This window comes from Cyanobium sp. Copco_Reservoir_LC18 (assembly GCF_009834675.1).
Taxonomy (GTDB): domain Bacteria; phylum Cyanobacteriota; class Cyanobacteriia; order PCC-6307; family Cyanobiaceae; genus Cyanobium; species Cyanobium minutissimum.
On sequence record NZ_ASAC01000014.1, the window covers coordinates 164,256 to 178,975 of the forward strand.

Genomic DNA, 14,720 nt, shown 5'->3' on the forward strand with positions numbered 1-14,720 from the left:
GGCCGGGCGCGCCTCAGACCTCGGCGCCGCCGTAGTCGCCGCCGCCGCCGCCGTAGTCACCACCGCCACCACCGCTGCGGCGCCGGCGGGAGCGGCCCGCCTCGAAGGCATCGGGGGCGGCACCGCCGCCACCGGCGCCACCGCCGCCGTAGCTGCGGTCCTCCCAGCCCCTGGCCCCGGAACCGCGGTCGGCGCCGTAGCCGCCGCCACCCCCGCCGTAGCCGCCACCTCCGTAGCCACCACCACCGCCGCCGTAGCCGCCGCCGCGGCGCGGACCACCGCCGCCACCACCGCCGCTGCGGGGCTCGGCCTTGTTGATGCGCAGGGGACGGCCCATCAGTTCGGCCCCCTGCAGGGCATCGATGGCCCTGGTCTCGGTGTCGGCATCCGCCATCTCGATGAAGGCGAAGCCGCGCTTGCGGCCGGTGTCGCGCTCCAGCGGCAGGGAGCAGTTGACCACTTCGCCGAAGGGCGCGAACAGTTCAGCCACGTCTTCCTGCTCGGCGCGGAAGGGAAGATTGCCGACGAAAATACTCACTGACCGATGAGGGGGAACCGATGGGGCGCACGGGCGCCCGAGACCCCCCAAGATTAGACGTAGACCCGCGATTCCAACGCCCGCCGCAGAAGCTCAGGGGGTGCGATCGAGGCGCTCCCGTGCCAGAGCCAGCTGCTCGGCCACCCGCTCGAAGCCCGTGCCGCCCTCACTGCGGCGGGCCGCCACCACCTGCCGCGGGGCGATCGCCTGATGGATGTCCGCCTCGAAGGCGGGATGGAGCTGCTGCCAGCGCTCCAGGGGCAGATCGGCCAGCAGGCGCTGCTCCAGCAGGCAGGCCTTCACCAGCCCGCCCACCAGCTGGTAGGCCTCCCGGAACGGCACACCCCGGGCCACCAGATAGTCGGCCACATCGGTGGCATTGGAGTAATCGGCGGCCACGGCGGCCTCCAGCCGGGCGGGGCGGAAGTCGAGCCCCTCCTCGAACAGCACGGCCATCGCCTCCAGGCAGTCGAGGCAGGTGCGCACCCCGTCAAAAAGGGCTTCCTTGTCCTCCTGGAAGTCCTTGTTGTAGGCGAGGGGCAGACCCTTGATCATCGTCAGCAGCCCCATCAGATGACCGAACACCCGGCCGCTCTTGCCGCGCACCAGTTCGGGCACATCGGGATTCTTCTTCTGGGGCATCAGGCTGCTGCCGGTGGCGCAGCGGTCGGTGAGCCCCACGAAGCCGAACTCCTCGCTGGCCCAGAGGATCACCTCCTCCGCCAGGCGGCTGAGATGGGCCATCACCAACGACAGCGCCGCCATCGTCTCGACGGCGAAGTCCCGGTCGCTGACCGCATCGAGGCTGTTGGCGTAGATCGCCTCGAAGCCCAGCTCGGCGGCGGTCTGGCGGCGGTCGATCGGCACCGGCGTCCCGGCCAGGGCGGCCGCCCCGAGGGGGCAGATGTTGACGCGGCGGCGCACGTCGGCCAGGCGCTGGCGGTCGCGCTCGGCCATCTCGACGTAGGCGAGCAGGTGGTGGGCCAGGCAGACCGGCTGGGCCCGCTGCAGGTGGGTGTAGCCGGGGATCAGGGTGTCGGGGTGGGCCTCGGCCCGCACCAGCAGGGCCCGCTCGAAGCGCACCAGGGCGGTGTCGATGGCATCGATGCGGCGCCGCAGCCAGAGGCGCAGGTCGGTGCCCACCTGGTCGTTGCGGCTGCGGCCGGTGTGCAGCTTCTTGCCCAGGGGGCCGAGCAGCTCGATCAGACGCCGTTCCACGGCGAAATGCACGTCCTCCGCCTCCAGGCCCGGGGTGAACTGCCCGGCGGCCGCCTCGGCGCGGATCGCCTCGAGCCCCTCGATCAGGCGCTCCGCCTCCGGCTCGCTGATCACCCCGCAGCGGCCCAGCATGCGGGCGTGGGCGATGGAGCCGTCGAGATCCTCCTGGAGCAGGGCGATGTCGAAACCGATCGAGGCGTTGAACCGCTCGATCGCCGGATGCAGACCCTGCTCGAAGCGATCGCTCCAGGGGGGGGGGGGGGGTCGGCGACCATCAGGGCATTCCGCTCAGCCCCTCAGCTTGCCATTCGTCTCAGGTGGCGGGCAGGGTGGGCAGCACCACCCCGTCCCGCACCTTCAGCACCACCATCGAGGCGTCGTCCTCGAGCCGGCGGTCGCTGCCGACGAAACGGTCGAGGCGTTCGAACAGCCGGTCCAGGATCGCCTGGGCGTCGTGGACGGCCCGGCAGGCGCCCTGGAAGGCCTTCACCAGCCGCTCCTCATCGAAGCGCTCGCCGCTGAAGCCGCTGGCCTCGGTGACGCCATCGGTGTAATAGAGGATCACGTCGCCGGGCTCCAGCTGCAGCTCGCCGCAGCCATACTCGGCCTCGCTCTGCAGCCCGATCAGCAGGCCGGGGGTGTCGAGCCGCTCCACCCGGCCCGAGTGGCGCCGCCAGACCAGGGGCGGGTTGTGGGCGGCGTTGGCGTAGCGCAGCAGGCGGGTGCGGGGGTCGTAGTCGGAATAGAAGAGGGTGACGAAGCGGTGCGAGTGGGCCAGGTCCTCCTGGGCCAGCTGGTTGAGGTCGTGGAGGATGCGGTCGGGCGGCAGTCCGCTGAGCACCTCGGCCCGCAGCATGCCCCGCAGCAGGGTCATCAGCAGGCCCGCCGGCACCCCCTTGCCCATCACATCCCCCATCACCAGCGCCCAGGGGGCCTGTTCGCGCCGGTGGCCGCTGAGCTGGGGCTGGGTGGGGATGAAGTCGTAGTAGTCGCCGCCCACCTGGAAGGCGGGGCGGCAGAGGGCCGCCAGCTCGACGCCGTCGATCACGGGGCAGTGGTCGGGCAGCAGCTGGGACTGGACCTCGGCGCCGATGCTCAGCTGGCGGTCGAGCCGCTCATGGCGGCGCCGGTCCTGCTGCAGCACCTCGTTCTCGAGGGCCACACCGGTGAGGTCGGCCACCAGCTGCAGGTGGCGGCGACGCACGTCGCTCCAGCTGAAGCCGCGCCGGTCGCTGAACACGTACAGCCGGCCCCGCTGGCGGCTGCGGGCCACCACGGAGGTGGCGAACACCTGGTGGGCGCCGAGCAGGCGCTGGATCAGGGGGTCGAGCAGCACCGCGACGGCCTCGTCGCCCTCCTGGCTCTGGAGCTGCCCATCGGGCAGGGCCGCCAGCTGGCGCAGCACCTCGGCGCTGCGCTCACCGGGCGTGGCCTGGAGCTGCTCGCGCCAGAGGCGGCCATCGGCGTGGAACACCACGAGCAGGCTGCCCTCCCCTTCCACCAGGCGCGCGGCCACCAGGGGCACCAGCTCAAGGAAGCGCTTGAGGTTGGTGTAGCTGCGCAGGGCGAAGGAGAGGGACGCCAGCAGCTCCAGGTTGCGGCGCTGCTCCCGGCCGAGGCTGTCGAGCAGCTGGCGCAGCGAGGCCGCGACGGACAGCCCCTGACCGGGACGGGACGCCGTGGTGGGGGTGGGATGGGGCTGCGGGGGCGGCGTGCTGCTCACCGAGCGGCCGCAAAGGACACGCAAGGTAGCAGCGGCAGGCGGCTTCAGGAGGCGAGCAGGGCCTCAGGAGGCCAGCAGCGCCTCGACGAACTCGAAGCTGTTGAAGGGCCGCAGGTCGCGGATGCCCTCGCCGGCCCCGATGAAGCGGATCGGCAGACCCGCCTCGGAGGCCACCGCCAGGGCGACGCCGCCGCGGGCGCTGCCGTCCAGCTTGGTGAGCACCACCCCGGTGAGGCCGGCGGCACTGGCGAAGGCCATCGCCTGGCGCAGGCCGTTCTGGCCCTGGCTGGCATCGAGCACCAGCAGCGATTCCACCGCCGCCTCCGGCGCCAGCCTGGTGATCGTGCGCCGCACCTTGCCCAGCTCCTCCATCAGGTTGTGCTTGGTCTGCAGACGGCCGGCCGTGTCCACCAGCACCAGCTCGGTGCCCTTGGAGCGGGCGGCGCCGATGGCATCGAAGACGACGGCCGCCGGGTCGGCGTTGGCGCTGGGGTTGGCCACCACGGGCACGCCGCTGCGCTCCCCCCAGACGCTCACCTGCTGGACCGCCGCGGCCCGGAAGGTGTCGGCGGCGGCGATCAGGCAGCTGTAGCCGCTGCGCACCGCCAGGTTGGCCAGCTTGCCGAGGGTGGTGGTCTTGCCGACGCCGTTGACACCGACCAGCAGCCAGACGTTGAGCCGGTCGCGCTGGGGGGCCAGCAGGGGGGTGCCGCCGGCCCGGATCGGCTCCTCCAGCAGGCCGACCAGCTGCTCCTTCAGGAAGCGCAGCCCCTCGGCCGGGTCGACCACCTCCTCGTTGAGGCGGCGGCGCAGGGCTTCCAGCACCTGGTCGGTGGCCTTCACGCCCACGTCGGCGCGCAGCAGGGTGGACTCGAGGTCGTCGAGCACCGCCGGGGTGAGGGGGTCGTCGCCGAGGTTCTCCAGCAGCTGGGTGACGAAACCCTTGCGGGTCTTCTCAAGGCCGCGCCGCAGCCGGCCCAGCCAGTCGATCTCCTCCAGCGACACGTCTTCGACGCTGCGCCCCTGGGCCGCCAGCACCTCCGCCGACCAGGTGAAGGTGTCATCGAAGGCGCCGAGGCTGGGGTCGGCGGCATCGGCGTCCGCGGCTGCGGGGGTCGCCGCGGCGGGCTCGGCGGGGGCGGTGATCTCCTGGAGGCGCTGCCGGCGCTGGGCCGCGGCCTGCTCCAGCAGCGAGAGGCCGCTCGCCACGGACGGGGCGGCGGGTGCGGGGGCCGGCGGCGGTTCGGGAGCGGCTTCAGGAGCGGGTGGTGCCTCGGCGGCCGGTGCCGGTGTGGGGGCAGGGGCCGGAGCGGGCGGCGCGGCCTGGCTGGCGGCCTCCTGCTGGGCCTTCAGCCGGGCATAGGCCTGGCGGGCCCAGGCCAGGGCGTCCTCATCGACCCCCGGGCCGGCGGGGGCGGCAGGGGCTGCGGCAGCAGCCGGCGCGGCGGCATCGGCAGCAGCGGGCGCGGCCTCCGCCTCGGCGGGGGACTCGGGCTCCGGCTCCGGCAGGGGCGCCGGGGCGGGCTCGGGCTCCGGCGTCGGGGCGGGTTGGGCCAGGGCCCGTTTGAACCAATCGAAGACCATCGCGTTCCTGGTCAGACCCGGGCGGCGGTGAAGCGCCGCAGCACACCGTTGATCATGCGCCGCCCCTGCTCGTCGCTGTAGCGGTTGGCCAGCTCCACCGCCTCATTGCAAGCCACGGCCGCGGGGGTGCCGAAATCCTCCAGATCCACCACCGCCAGCCGCAGGATGTCCCGGTCGACCCGGGGCAGGCGGGTGAGGCGCCAGCCCTCCATCACCGCATCGATGCGGCCGTCGAGGGCTTCGCGGTCGCGCAGCACCGCCCGGATCCGGCCGATGGCGTCGCGCTGCACCGCCTCCTGGTCGGCCAGCAGCAGCAGGCGCGGCAGCTCCAAGCTGGCGGAGAGGCGGTTGAGGGCGTGCTCGGCGTGGGTGAGGCCCTCCTGCAGGTGGCGCCGCACCGTCGGCAGCTGCTTCTCCCCCTGGTCCTGCAGCTCGCTGTCGAGCAGCCGCTGCTGGGCCTGCTGGAGATCCTCGGCGGAACGGTCGAGGGCCTCGCGCACGTGCTGGCTGAGGCTGGTGACGGCCTGCTGCAGCAGAAGATCGAAGGAGCCGGAGGGGGCCTCGGCGCCGCTGCCGCGGTCGCTGACCTGACCCAGCATCAGCAGGGCCAGTTCACGGGCAAGGGTGCGACTCTGCATCAGGAGGGTTGGGGGGCGCGCAGCTGGGCCAGGAGGCTGGCGAAGCTGCGGTTGGAGGTGGGTTCCCGTTCGTCGGGGCTGACGATGCCGGCGGAGATGATCGTGCGGAAGGCATCCTCGACGCTCAGCTCGATGTCCTTGACCAGGCGCTCGGGCACCACCGCATACCAGCCGGTGGTGGGGTTGGGGGCGGTGGGAATGAAGACGCTGAGCATGGTCTCGCCGAAATCGGCCTGGATGGCCGTGCCCAGCACCCCGGTGACGAAGCCGACGGCATAGAGCCCCTCGCGGGGGTACTCCACCAGCACCACCCGCCGGAAGCGGGCCGAATTGCCCTGAAGGAAGGTTTCCAGCAGCTGCTTGAGGGTCTTGTAGACGGAGCCCGCCAGGGGGATCCGCAGCAGGGTGCCCTCACCGAACTCCAGCAGCCAGCGGCCGACGATGTTGCGGGCCATCAGACCGATCAGCAGGATGCCCAGGAGCGGCACCAGCAGACCCACCCCCAGGTTGATCAGGTCCTGGAGGAGGGGGTTGAGGGTGTTGAACGGGTTGAACTGCTTGGGGATCGACGTCAGGAAGGCCAGAACGAAGCGGCTCACCGTGGTGGCGAGCCAGATCGTGGTGGCCAGCGGAATGACCACCAGCAGGCCGGCGATCAGATCGTTCTTGAGATCCTGCTGCAGCCGGTTGCCCAGGGGCTGATCGGAACTGGGACTACTGGATGGGACCAATGGATGGGGTCCGGAGGGGCGAAACCCTAACGGTAACGATCCACGGGGGTCTTACAGGACACTGCCGAGGCAAAGGATCGTGAAGGCGATGATCAGCACCACCGCGCCGAGGGATCCGCCGTAGCGGCGCTGGCTGAGGGTGACCTTGCTGGTCTGCTCGGTCTGCTTGAACTGGGTCTCGAGCTGGTCGAGCTGGCGATCGACGAACGCCCGGGCCGACTGGGTCTTCTGCTCCTCGGTGGCGCCCGGGGGCACCTGGCCGGTGGCCTCGGCCTGCTTGATCAGCTGCTGGAGCAGGGCGGGATCCTTGCTCTGCTGCCGGGCCATCTCCAGCTGGCCGCGCTTGGCGGCGAGCTGCTGGTCGGCCTGCTGCTGCATCTGCTGGTCACCGCCGAAGCTGATCGGCAGCGAGGCGGTCAGCAGCACGGCCAGCAGACCGCTGATGATGCAGACGGTCCAGAGGACGGGGGTGCGCTCCTCCGACGGGTCTTCCAGACGGGAGGAGAGGTACATGAGCAGCAGGCCGATCAGACCCATCGGGGCCTGGCCGATCAGTCGCTCCACCACCAGCTGGCGGAAGGCCTCCTCCTGCCAGTCCCAGAGGGTGAGCACGGCGACCAGCTGCAGGACGAGCAGCACCACCAGGGTGAGGCCCATCCAGCGCAGCAGGGGACTGAAGCGGGAGGAGGAACTGGCTGCCACACAGGGGAGGTCGGATTCGTGGGACTCTACCGGCAGCCCTTGACCGATCCCGGCACCCTTAGCGCACTGGCGGCGGCACTGCGGGCCCGGGCCGAAGGGCTCGGCTTCGCCCCGGTGGGGCTGGCGGCGGTGCCGGGTGGCCCGCGGCTGCCCCTGCGCACGGCCGCCCTGGAGCGGTGGCTGGCGGCGGGCCACCAGGCGGGGATGGGCTGGATGGAGGATCCCCGCCGCCGCCGGATCGAGGCCCTGCTGCCGGGGGTGCGCAGCGTGCTGGCGGTGGGCTGGAACTACCACGTGGCCCGGGAACGGGCGCCGGGCAGCCTGCGGGTGGCCCGCTACGGCTGGGGGCGCGATTACCACCGGGTGATCGACGGCCGCCTGCGGCAGCTGGGGCGCTGGCTGGAGCAGGCGGCGCCGGGCACCACCTGGCGGGCCTGCGTGGACAGCGCCCCCCTGCTCGACAAGGCCTGGGCGGAGGAGGCGGGCCTGGGCTGGATCGGCAAGAACGGCAACCTGATCCATCGCCGTCGGGGCTCCTGGATGCTGCTGGGCCACCTGCTGACCAGCCTCGACCTGCCCCCCGACCGCCCGGCCGAGCCCCTGTGCGGCGCCTGCACCGCCTGCATCGACGCCTGCCCCACCGGCGCCCTCGACGAGCCGTTCGTGGTCGATGCCCGCCGCTGCCTCGCGTACCACACGATCGAGAACCGCCAGGAGGCGCTGCCGGCGGCGATCGCGGGGCGGCTGGAGGGCTGGGTGGCCGGCTGCGACATCTGCCAGGAGGTCTGCCCCTGGAACCGGCGGCCCCTGCCCGTCGCCACCGACGCCGACGTGCAGCCGCGCCCGTGGCTGCTGGATCTGCGCGGCGCGGAGGCCCTGGGCTGGAGCGACGGCGACTGGGACGAGCGGCTGCGGGCCTCGGCCCTGCGGCGGATCCGGCCGGCCATGTGGCGGCGCAACATCCGGGCGGCGCTGGCGGCCGGCTGGGGACAACGGGGGACGGCTCCCTAGGCTGGGGCGATTCGGGGTGATTCCGTGGGCCGGCGGTTCTGGCGACTGTTCTCCTCCCTCTGCCTGGCCATGCCGCTGACAGCCACCCCCCTGGTGGGCTACGCCCTGCCGGCGCGGGCCCTGGTGCCGTTCGTGTACCTGCCGCAGGAGAAGGAGCTGGAGGGGGCGGGGCTGGGCATCGCCCAGGCGGCGGCACGGCTGCTGCGCCTCGGCCAGGCGGAGGACGCGGCCCGGCTGGCGGAACTGACGGTGCGGCTGCTGCCCCAGGACCCCCGCGGCTGGGTGCTGCTGGCGGAGGCGGAGCTGCGCAGCAACCAGATGGAGAAGGCCAAGGTGGCCCTGGCCCGGGCCAAGGAGCTGGATCCCAACAACGCCGGCATCTGGTTCGCCGAGGGTTCGCTGGCGCTGCGGGACGGCAAGCCCCAGGACGCCATCGGCCTGCTGCGGCGGGGGCTGGAGCTGGACAGCAGGAACGCGGGTGCGTACTTCGATCTGGGCAATGCCCAGATCCTGCTGGGCAACAGCCAGGAGGCCCTGGGGTCGTTCGAGCGGGCCGCGGGCCTGCGCAAGGACTTCTGGGAGGCGATCAACAACCAGGGGCTGGTGCTGTACGAGACCGGCCGGGTCAACGACGCCATCGGCCGCTGGCAGCGGGTGCTGAAGATCAAGCCGGACATCGCCGAGACGTCCCTGGCCCTGGCGGCGGCCCTGTTCGAGCGGGGACCGGCGGAGCGGGCCCAGGCCCTGAAGCTGGCCGAGACCGCCCTGGCGGAGGAACCCAACTACGTGAAGGAGAAATTCCAGAAGGAGCAGCTGTGGGGGCCGAAGCTGCGGGCGGTGACCGCCCAGCTGCTGGCCCTGCCGGAGCTGAAGGCGGCGGTGGAGCGGGCCCTGGCCAATGCCACCGACGGTGACGGCGGCAGCGGCGACGAGTCCTGAGCCCGGGGGGCCCGGGCGCCATCTGTAGGCTGAGCGCCCTGAGCCGCTGCCCCAAAGGACCGGATGCCGGACGAGCGCGTCCAACCGATCGCCCTGCATCAGGAAATGCAGCGCTCGTCCCTCGAGTACGCGATGAGCGTGATCGTGGGGCGGGCCCTGCCGGACGTGCGCGACGGGCTCAAGCCGGTGCAGCGGCGCATCCTCTACGCGATGCACGAGCTGGGGCTGACCCCCGACCGGCCCTACCGCAAGTGCGCCCGCGTGGTGGGCGACGTGCTCGGCAAGTACCACCCCCACGGCGACCAGGCCGTCTACGACGCCCTGGTGCGGCTGGTGCAGACCTTCGCCAGCCGCCATCCGCTGCTGGACGGCCACGGCAACTTCGGCTCGGTGGACGACGACCCGCCGGCCGCGATGCGGTACACGGAAACCCGGCTGGCGCCGATCGCCAACGAGGCGATGCTCGATGAGATCGGCAGCGACACGGTCGATTTCGCCCCCAACTTCGACGGCTCCCAGCAGGAGCCGACGGTGCTGCCGGCCCAGCTGCCCTTCCTGCTGCTCAACGGCTGTACCGGCATCGCCGTGGGCATGGCCACCAGCATCCCGCCCCACAACCTCGGCGAGGTGGTGGAGGCCCTGATCGCCCTGATCCGCAAACCCGACCTGCCGGAGGAGAAGCTGCTGGCGATGGTGCCGGGCCCGGATTTCCCCACCGGCGGCGAGGTGCTGCTGGGCAGCGGTGTGCGCGACACCTATGCCACCGGCCGGGGCAGCATCCCGATGCGGGGCGTGGCCCACATCGAGGAGGTGCAGCCCGGCAAGGGGCGCCACCGCCGCGGCGCCGTGGTGGTGACGGAACTGCCGTACCAGCTGAGCAAGGCGGGCTGGATCGAGAAACTGGCCGAGCAGGTGAACGACGGCAAGATCGGCGGCATCGCCGACATCCGCGACGAGAGCGACCGCGAGGGGATGCGGGTGGTGATCGAGCTGCGGCGCGACGCCGAACCCCAGAAGGTGCTGGAGGAACTGCAGCGCCGCACGGCCCTGCAGAGCAACTTCGGCGCCATCCTGCTGACGCTGGTGAACGGCCAGCCCCAGCAGCTGAACCTGCGCCAGATGCTGCAGCAGTTCCTGGAGTACCGGGAGCTGACGATCATCCGGCGCACCAACCACGCCCTCAAGCGCTGCGAAGACCGTCTCGAGGTGGTGCAGGGGCTGATCCGGGCCCTCGACGACCTCAAACGCGTGATCGAGATGATCAGCGAGGCGCGGGATGCCGCCACGGCCCGGGCCAGCCTGCAGGTGCACCTGGACCTGAGCGAGCGCCAGGCCGATGCGGTGCTGGCGATGCCGCTGCGGCGGCTCACGGGCCTGGAGCAGGAGGGGCTGCGCAAGGAGGCGGCCGACCTGGAGCAGGAGCGCACCCGGCTGCGGCACCTGCTCGACGACCGCACCGCCCTGCTGGACACGATGGTCAGCGAGCTCAAGGGGCTGAAGAAGCGCTATGCCACCCCCCGCCGCACCCGGCTGGTGGAGGGGGGCGACGCCCTGGTGGCCCAGCGGGCGGCGGCGGTGCGGCCCAACACCGAACTGCAGCGGCAGCAGGCCTTCGAGGCCCTGGCCGGCGACGGCCGCCTGCTGATCCAGACCGACGGGGCGGTGCGGATCGTGACGCCCCAGATGCTGGGCCGGCTGCACCTGGATCAGGCGGCCGAGCTGGGGGAGCTGCCACCGCCGGCGCGCCTGATCCTGCCGGTGGCCGGGCAGCCGGCCTTGCTGGCCTTCAGCGCCGGCGGCAGGGTGGCCCTGCTGCGCTGGGAATTCGCCGGCCAGAACCCCGGCAGGCTGGAGCGCTTCCTGCCCGACAGCCTGCACGGGGAGACGGTGGTGCAGGTGCTGCCGCTGCCCCAGCCGCCGGCGGGAAGCATCGGGCTGCTGAGCACCGATGGGCGCTTCAAGCGGCTGCCGATCGAGGACTTCCTGGAGCTCTCGGGCCGTCCCGCCACGGTGCTGAAGCTGAAGGAGGGGGTGGCCCTGCAGCGGGTGGTGCCCTGTCGGGAGGGGGAGGATCTGGTGGTGGCCACCAGCACCGGACGGATGCTGCGGCTGGCGATCAACGACACCAACCTGCCGGTGCTGGGCCGCACCGCCCAGGGGCCGATGCTGCTGCGGCTGCTGCCCGGCGAACGGGTGGTGGGGGCGGCGCGGGCGGCGGCGGGCGGCAACGTGCTGCTGGCCAGCCGCCGCGGCCAGGTGAAGCGGCTGCAGCTCGACAGCCTGCGGCCCTGCCAGCGGGGCGCCATGGGCCAGATCGGCCTGCGCTTCCTGGAGCGCGACGACGCCCTGGTGGACCTGCAGGCGGGCGAGGCCGGCGTGATCGGCGTGACCCTGGAGGGCGGCGAGGGCCGCAGCCTGCGGCTGGGCGCCGACCAGCTGCCAGCGGAGGACTGCGGCGGTTCCGGCGTGGCGCTGGAGCTGAAGGCCGGCGATGCGGTGCGGGAACTGGTGCCGCTGCTCGGGGGGCCCTAGGCCGGCCGCCGGAAGATCAGCACGTGCTCGCTGGCCATGGCGGCGGAGTTCTCCACGAAGATCTGAACCAGTTCCCAGCCACGGGCGGCCTGGTCATGGATGGCGTGCTCGTACGGGGACGGATCGATCTGGCCGGCGGCGTAGGCCACCGGGACCCGCAGGAAGGTGTAGGTGTTCATCGAGAAGCCAGCCGAGCGACCTGTTCGGCCATGGTGACCCTCGGGTCGTCGCGGCTGATGTCGGCGGCGATGCTGAAGAGCCAGGTGGCGGTGATCGTCTCGCTGTAACCGTCCGGGTCGCCGCAGGCCAGGTTGTAGGCCTGGATGCGCTCCCGCATCCGCTGCAGGGCTCCAGCCAGGCCCCGATGGCGAACGTAGTGAACGCCCACCGCCAGATGGGCGCGGTGCGTCCAGTGGGCACGGGGAAGCGTCAGGGCCTCGAACTCGCGGACCAGCCGTTCGATCGCGGCGTCGTCCTCAAGGGGCAGCTCCTGTTTCACCCCTCCAGTTCGATGCGCATCTCCACCATGGTGGGGCGCAGTCCGGCGCGCTCGAACAGCTGCCGGGCGGCGGCATTCCGCGACGACGCACTGAGCATCAGGCTGCCGGAGCCCAGGGCGATGGCGGCCTCCTTGGCCGCCGCGAGCAGCCGGCGGCCGATCCCGCCGCTCCTGGCCTCGGGATCCACGTAGAGGTCGTGCAGCCAGGCTCCGGCACTGCGCAGCTCCACCAGGCTCATCGGCTCCATCCGCACGAAGGCGTAGCCCACCGGTCGGGTACCGACCTCGGCGATCAGCAGCACCACCTCCGGACGCTGGAGCTCCGCCTGGAAGAACGCCGCATAGGCGCCCTCGCCACCCGGCGGCACGGCGAAACGTTCGCCATCAAAACCGACATGCAGCCGTGCGAGGGCGACGCCGTAGCGGGCCAGCACCGGCAGGTCCGTGGCCGTCGCCCGGCGCACCGTCAGGAGCGGTTCGTTCACACCACCTCGCCACAACACCGGCCAACGTGGCACACGTCAGGTCCGGGCGGCTCCGCCGTCCCCCTGCCGACGTTCGAGCAGGGTGCGCATCAGCTCCTGGCCCCTGCCGGGTGTGCTCCAGGGGCAGACCTCGATGCAGATGCCGCAGCCGCGGGTTTCGGCGAAATAGGGAGCGCACTTGTCGAAATTCACATACCAGCGCCGCTGGCCACGCACCAGCTGCTTCTCCGGAAACAGCGCGTGCGGGGGGCAGTTGGTTTCACAGATGCGGCAGTGGGCGCAGAGGTCGTCCACACCGATGTCCCTCGGCTGATCGACGGCCAGGGGCAGATCCGTGAGCACGGTGGCCAGACGGACATTCGAGCCGAATTCGGGCGTGATCATCGAGCCGTGCTTGCCCAGCTGGCCGAGGCCGGCCGCGATGGCGATGGGCACATGCAGCACCTCCGTGCTGGAGCCCGGCGCCAGATTGGTGGACGCCTGGGCCGGATAGCCCAGGGCACGGATGGCGTGGGCCAGCCGGATCGCCACCCGGTTCACGTCCAGGTAGGTCCGCATGATCTGTTGATTGGACCGCTCACTGGGGGTATGCAGCATCTCCTCCCGATCCATCGGCACGGCGACCGCAATGGCGTAGGTGAAGTCGGGATTGGAGTCGTGATAGCAGAACTCAGGCCGCAGGCGGGTGATGCCCACCAATCCGGCACCGATCCGGGTGGCCAGGGCCTTGATGTGGGCGGAGGCCTCTTCCGGAGTGCCCAGGGTGGTGACGCTGGGTGCCACAGGTCCGACCCGGGCCCGGTCCTGCCAGAACATCCGCACGATCAGCCGATGAATGGCGGTGGGCTCCATCACCTGGAAGTACCAGTCGAGCTTTCCCCAGGCCCGCTTGTAGGAATCACCGAAGAACACGTGGTCGGGCCGGCGGGGGCGCTCCTCCCCCAGGCCATTGATGGCGTTCCCGGAGATGGGTGGCTGGCGATAGGCGAAGGGATAGGCGGTGGCGGGATACTCCACCTTCATGAACCGCGCCCGTTTGCGGACCGGACCGGGGTTGGGGGTGATGTCGGCCGGCACGAAGGCCAGATGGTCGAAGCGCTGGCTCTGGGGTGGCCCCGGCATGTCCTCCAGCCAGATCACCCCGCCGCTGAGAATCCGGCGCTGCTGCATCCAGCGCAGCAGGGGAAACACGGTGTGGGTGGCGATCGCCACCGCGATGGTGAAAGCCTGCAGGCCGGCGCCATGGATCAGCAATCGCCAGCGATCGGCGAGGACGTCCCCGGGACCTGTGGGTGGAACGAACTTGTGCATGGCCATGGCGCTCGGGGTCAGCTCAGGAAGGGGTGGGGTGGTCGCCCGGCGGCAGGGCGGAACCCTGGCCCGCCAGAAAGGTGCCCACGCAGGCCTCGCTCCAGGCCCCGGGGTCGGGGAACGGTTGCGCCGTCAGGCCGAGCAGGGCACGGATGAAGCCGAAGCCCTCCCAGAGGCCCAGCAGCTGCTCGGCCAGCACCGCGGCCGGGAGGCTGGAGCGCAGGTCGCCGCGGTCGAGGCCCTGCTGGATCAGCTGGGCCAGGTCGTTCTGGGTGCGCCCGTAGGCGGAGTGGTAGAAGTCGCCGGCCAGGCCCGCGTTGCCGCGCGCCTCCTCGAACATCAGCTGGGCGAAGCGGATGATGTCGGGCTGGTTGAGAAAGTCGAGCAGGTTGGTGCCGAACCGCACCAGGGCGGCTCGGAACGCTGCCGCGGTGCCCACGGTGATGGGGACGCCCCGCTCGAACCCATCCACCTCACGCTCGACAACGGCCCGGAGCACGGCCTCCATGCTGGGGAAATGCTTGTAGAGCGTGGCCTTGGATACGGCCGCCGCCCGGGCGAGGGCATCGGTCGACACCGCTGCGAAACCGTGCTGAAAGAACAGCTCCCGGGCGGCCGAGAGGAGGCGGTCTCGGGGTGGGGCGTCGGGGGCCATCGGCGCGAGGTGGGGGGAACAGGGACAGTCCACCAACCCATCCGAAGAGAACAGTACCGTACCGTACCCATCTGACGCGTGCCGTTCACGAGGTCCGCTGACAGGTGCCGGTGACGGTGTCCCGAGGGAGGCCGGCACAGGTCCTCAGGGCCCC

General features: G+C 71.7%; 14 protein-coding genes and 1 pseudogene. 3 read left to right on the plus strand and 12 right to left on the minus strand.

Annotation, left to right across the window (positions count from 1 at the left end; genetic code table 11):
• Positions 1-13 precede the first annotated feature (13 nt).
• From L107_RS08315 to L107_RS08345, 7 genes and pseudogenes are all read right to left on the minus strand, one after another.
• Positions 14-538 carry an RNA-binding protein gene (locus L107_RS08315; RefSeq protein WP_159817808.1) on the minus strand — a complete coding sequence of 175 codons (525 nt, stop codon included), beginning with the start codon at positions 536-538 and terminating at the stop codon, positions 14-16.
• Positions 539-631: 93 nt separating this feature from the next.
• Positions 632-2,005: pseudogene (argH, locus tag L107_RS08320) on the minus strand (argininosuccinate lyase); the annotation flags it as partial.
• 64 nt (positions 2,006-2,069) lie between these two features.
• A complete protein-coding gene (locus L107_RS08325) occupies positions 2,070-3,503 on the minus strand; it encodes a GAF domain-containing SpoIIE family protein phosphatase (RefSeq protein WP_159817810.1) in 1,434 nt (477 codons plus the stop codon).
• Positions 3,504-3,542: 39 nt separating this feature from the next.
• The gene (gene ftsY, locus L107_RS08330; RefSeq protein WP_159817812.1) at positions 3,543-5,063 is read right to left on the minus strand and encodes a signal recognition particle-docking protein FtsY; all 1,521 of its coding nucleotides are present in this window, start codon (positions 5,061-5,063) and stop codon (positions 3,543-3,545) included.
• Between the two features lie 11 nt (positions 5,064-5,074).
• Positions 5,075-5,701 carry a transcription antitermination factor NusB gene (gene nusB, locus L107_RS08335; RefSeq protein ID WP_094586340.1) on the minus strand — a complete coding sequence of 209 codons (627 nt, stop codon included), beginning with the start codon at positions 5,699-5,701 and terminating at the stop codon, positions 5,075-5,077.
• Complete coding sequence (locus L107_RS08340; RefSeq protein WP_015109897.1) at positions 5,701-6,432, minus strand: DUF502 domain-containing protein; 732 nt, start codon at positions 6,430-6,432, stop codon at positions 5,701-5,703. The genes nusB and L107_RS08340 overlap by 1 nt, the downstream gene beginning before the upstream one ends.
• A 51-nt stretch (positions 6,433-6,483) precedes the next feature.
• On the minus strand, positions 6,484-7,134 hold the full coding sequence (locus L107_RS08345) for an HpsJ family protein (protein WP_236550580.1): 651 nt from the start codon (positions 7,132-7,134) through the stop codon (positions 6,484-6,486).
• A gap of 39 nt (positions 7,135-7,173) precedes the next feature.
• Here L107_RS08345 and queG point away from each other — a divergent pair, with 39 nt between their 5' ends.
• The 3 genes from queG (at position 7,174) to L107_RS08360 (ending at position 11,616) form a co-directional block, all read left to right on the plus strand.
• A complete protein-coding gene (queG, locus tag L107_RS08350) occupies positions 7,174-8,145 on the plus strand; it encodes a tRNA epoxyqueuosine(34) reductase QueG (RefSeq protein WP_159817814.1) in 972 nt (323 codons plus the stop codon).
• Positions 8,146-8,214: 69 nt separating this feature from the next.
• The gene (locus L107_RS08355) at positions 8,215-9,084 is read left to right on the plus strand and encodes a tetratricopeptide repeat protein (protein ID WP_236550581.1); all 870 of its coding nucleotides are present in this window, start codon (positions 8,215-8,217) and stop codon (positions 9,082-9,084) included.
• Between the two features lie 63 nt (positions 9,085-9,147).
• Positions 9,148-11,616: a DNA topoisomerase (ATP-hydrolyzing) subunit A gene (locus L107_RS08360; RefSeq protein ID WP_159817818.1), complete on the plus strand. Its 2,469-nt coding sequence runs from the start codon at positions 9,148-9,150 to the stop codon at positions 11,614-11,616.
• Here L107_RS08360 and L107_RS08365 read toward each other — a convergent pair.
• From L107_RS08365 to L107_RS08385, 5 genes are read right to left on the minus strand one after another with little or no spacing between them, the layout of a single operon-like run.
• Positions 11,613-11,795: a DUF4177 domain-containing protein gene (locus tag L107_RS08365; RefSeq protein ID WP_159817820.1), complete on the minus strand. Its 183-nt coding sequence runs from the start codon at positions 11,793-11,795 to the stop codon at positions 11,613-11,615. The genes L107_RS08360 and L107_RS08365 overlap by 4 nt on opposite strands.
• Positions 11,792-12,115, minus strand: coding sequence for a hypothetical protein (locus tag L107_RS08370; RefSeq protein WP_159817822.1), 324 nt, complete (start codon positions 12,113-12,115; stop codon positions 11,792-11,794). Before L107_RS08370 ends, L107_RS08365 begins: the two co-directional genes overlap by 4 nt.
• Positions 12,112-12,600 (minus strand): GNAT family N-acetyltransferase, encoded by a 489-nt coding sequence (locus tag L107_RS08375; protein ID WP_159817824.1) that lies wholly within the window; start codon positions 12,598-12,600, stop codon positions 12,112-12,114. The genes L107_RS08370 and L107_RS08375 overlap by 4 nt, the downstream gene beginning before the upstream one ends.
• Before the next feature lie 36 nt (positions 12,601-12,636).
• Complete coding sequence (locus L107_RS08380; RefSeq protein ID WP_159817826.1) at positions 12,637-13,917, minus strand: reductive dehalogenase domain-containing protein; 1,281 nt, start codon at positions 13,915-13,917, stop codon at positions 12,637-12,639.
• A 16-nt stretch (positions 13,918-13,933) separates the two neighbouring features.
• Positions 13,934-14,566, minus strand: a complete 633-nt coding sequence (locus L107_RS08385; protein WP_159817828.1) for a TetR/AcrR family transcriptional regulator — start codon at positions 14,564-14,566, stop codon at positions 13,934-13,936.
• Between the last annotated feature and the right edge of the window lie 154 nt (positions 14,567-14,720).

Excerpts from the sequence above, each read along its gene's own strand:
- ftsY (WP_159817812.1), bottom strand. The coding sequence starts at position 5,063 with ATGGTCTTCGATTGGTTCAAACGGGCCCTGGCCCAACCCGCCCCGACG.
- L107_RS08360 (WP_159817818.1), top strand. The coding sequence starts at position 9,148 with ATGCCGGACGAGCGCGTCCAACCGATCGCCCTGCATCAGGAAATGCAG.
- L107_RS08365 (WP_159817820.1), bottom strand. The coding sequence starts at position 11,795 with ATGAACACCTACACCTTCCTGCGGGTCCCGGTGGCCTACGCCGCCGGC.
- L107_RS08385 (WP_159817828.1), bottom strand. The coding sequence starts at position 14,566 with ATGGCCCCCGACGCCCCACCCCGAGACCGCCTCCTCTCGGCCGCCCGG.
- L107_RS08380 (WP_159817826.1), bottom strand. The coding sequence starts at position 13,917 with ATGGCCATGCACAAGTTCGTTCCACCCACAGGTCCCGGGGACGTCCTC.
- L107_RS08355 (WP_236550581.1), top strand. The coding sequence starts at position 8,215 with ATGCCGCTGACAGCCACCCCCCTGGTGGGCTACGCCCTGCCGGCGCGG.
- nusB (WP_094586340.1), bottom strand. The coding sequence starts at position 5,701 with ATGCAGAGTCGCACCCTTGCCCGTGAACTGGCCCTGCTGATGCTGGGT.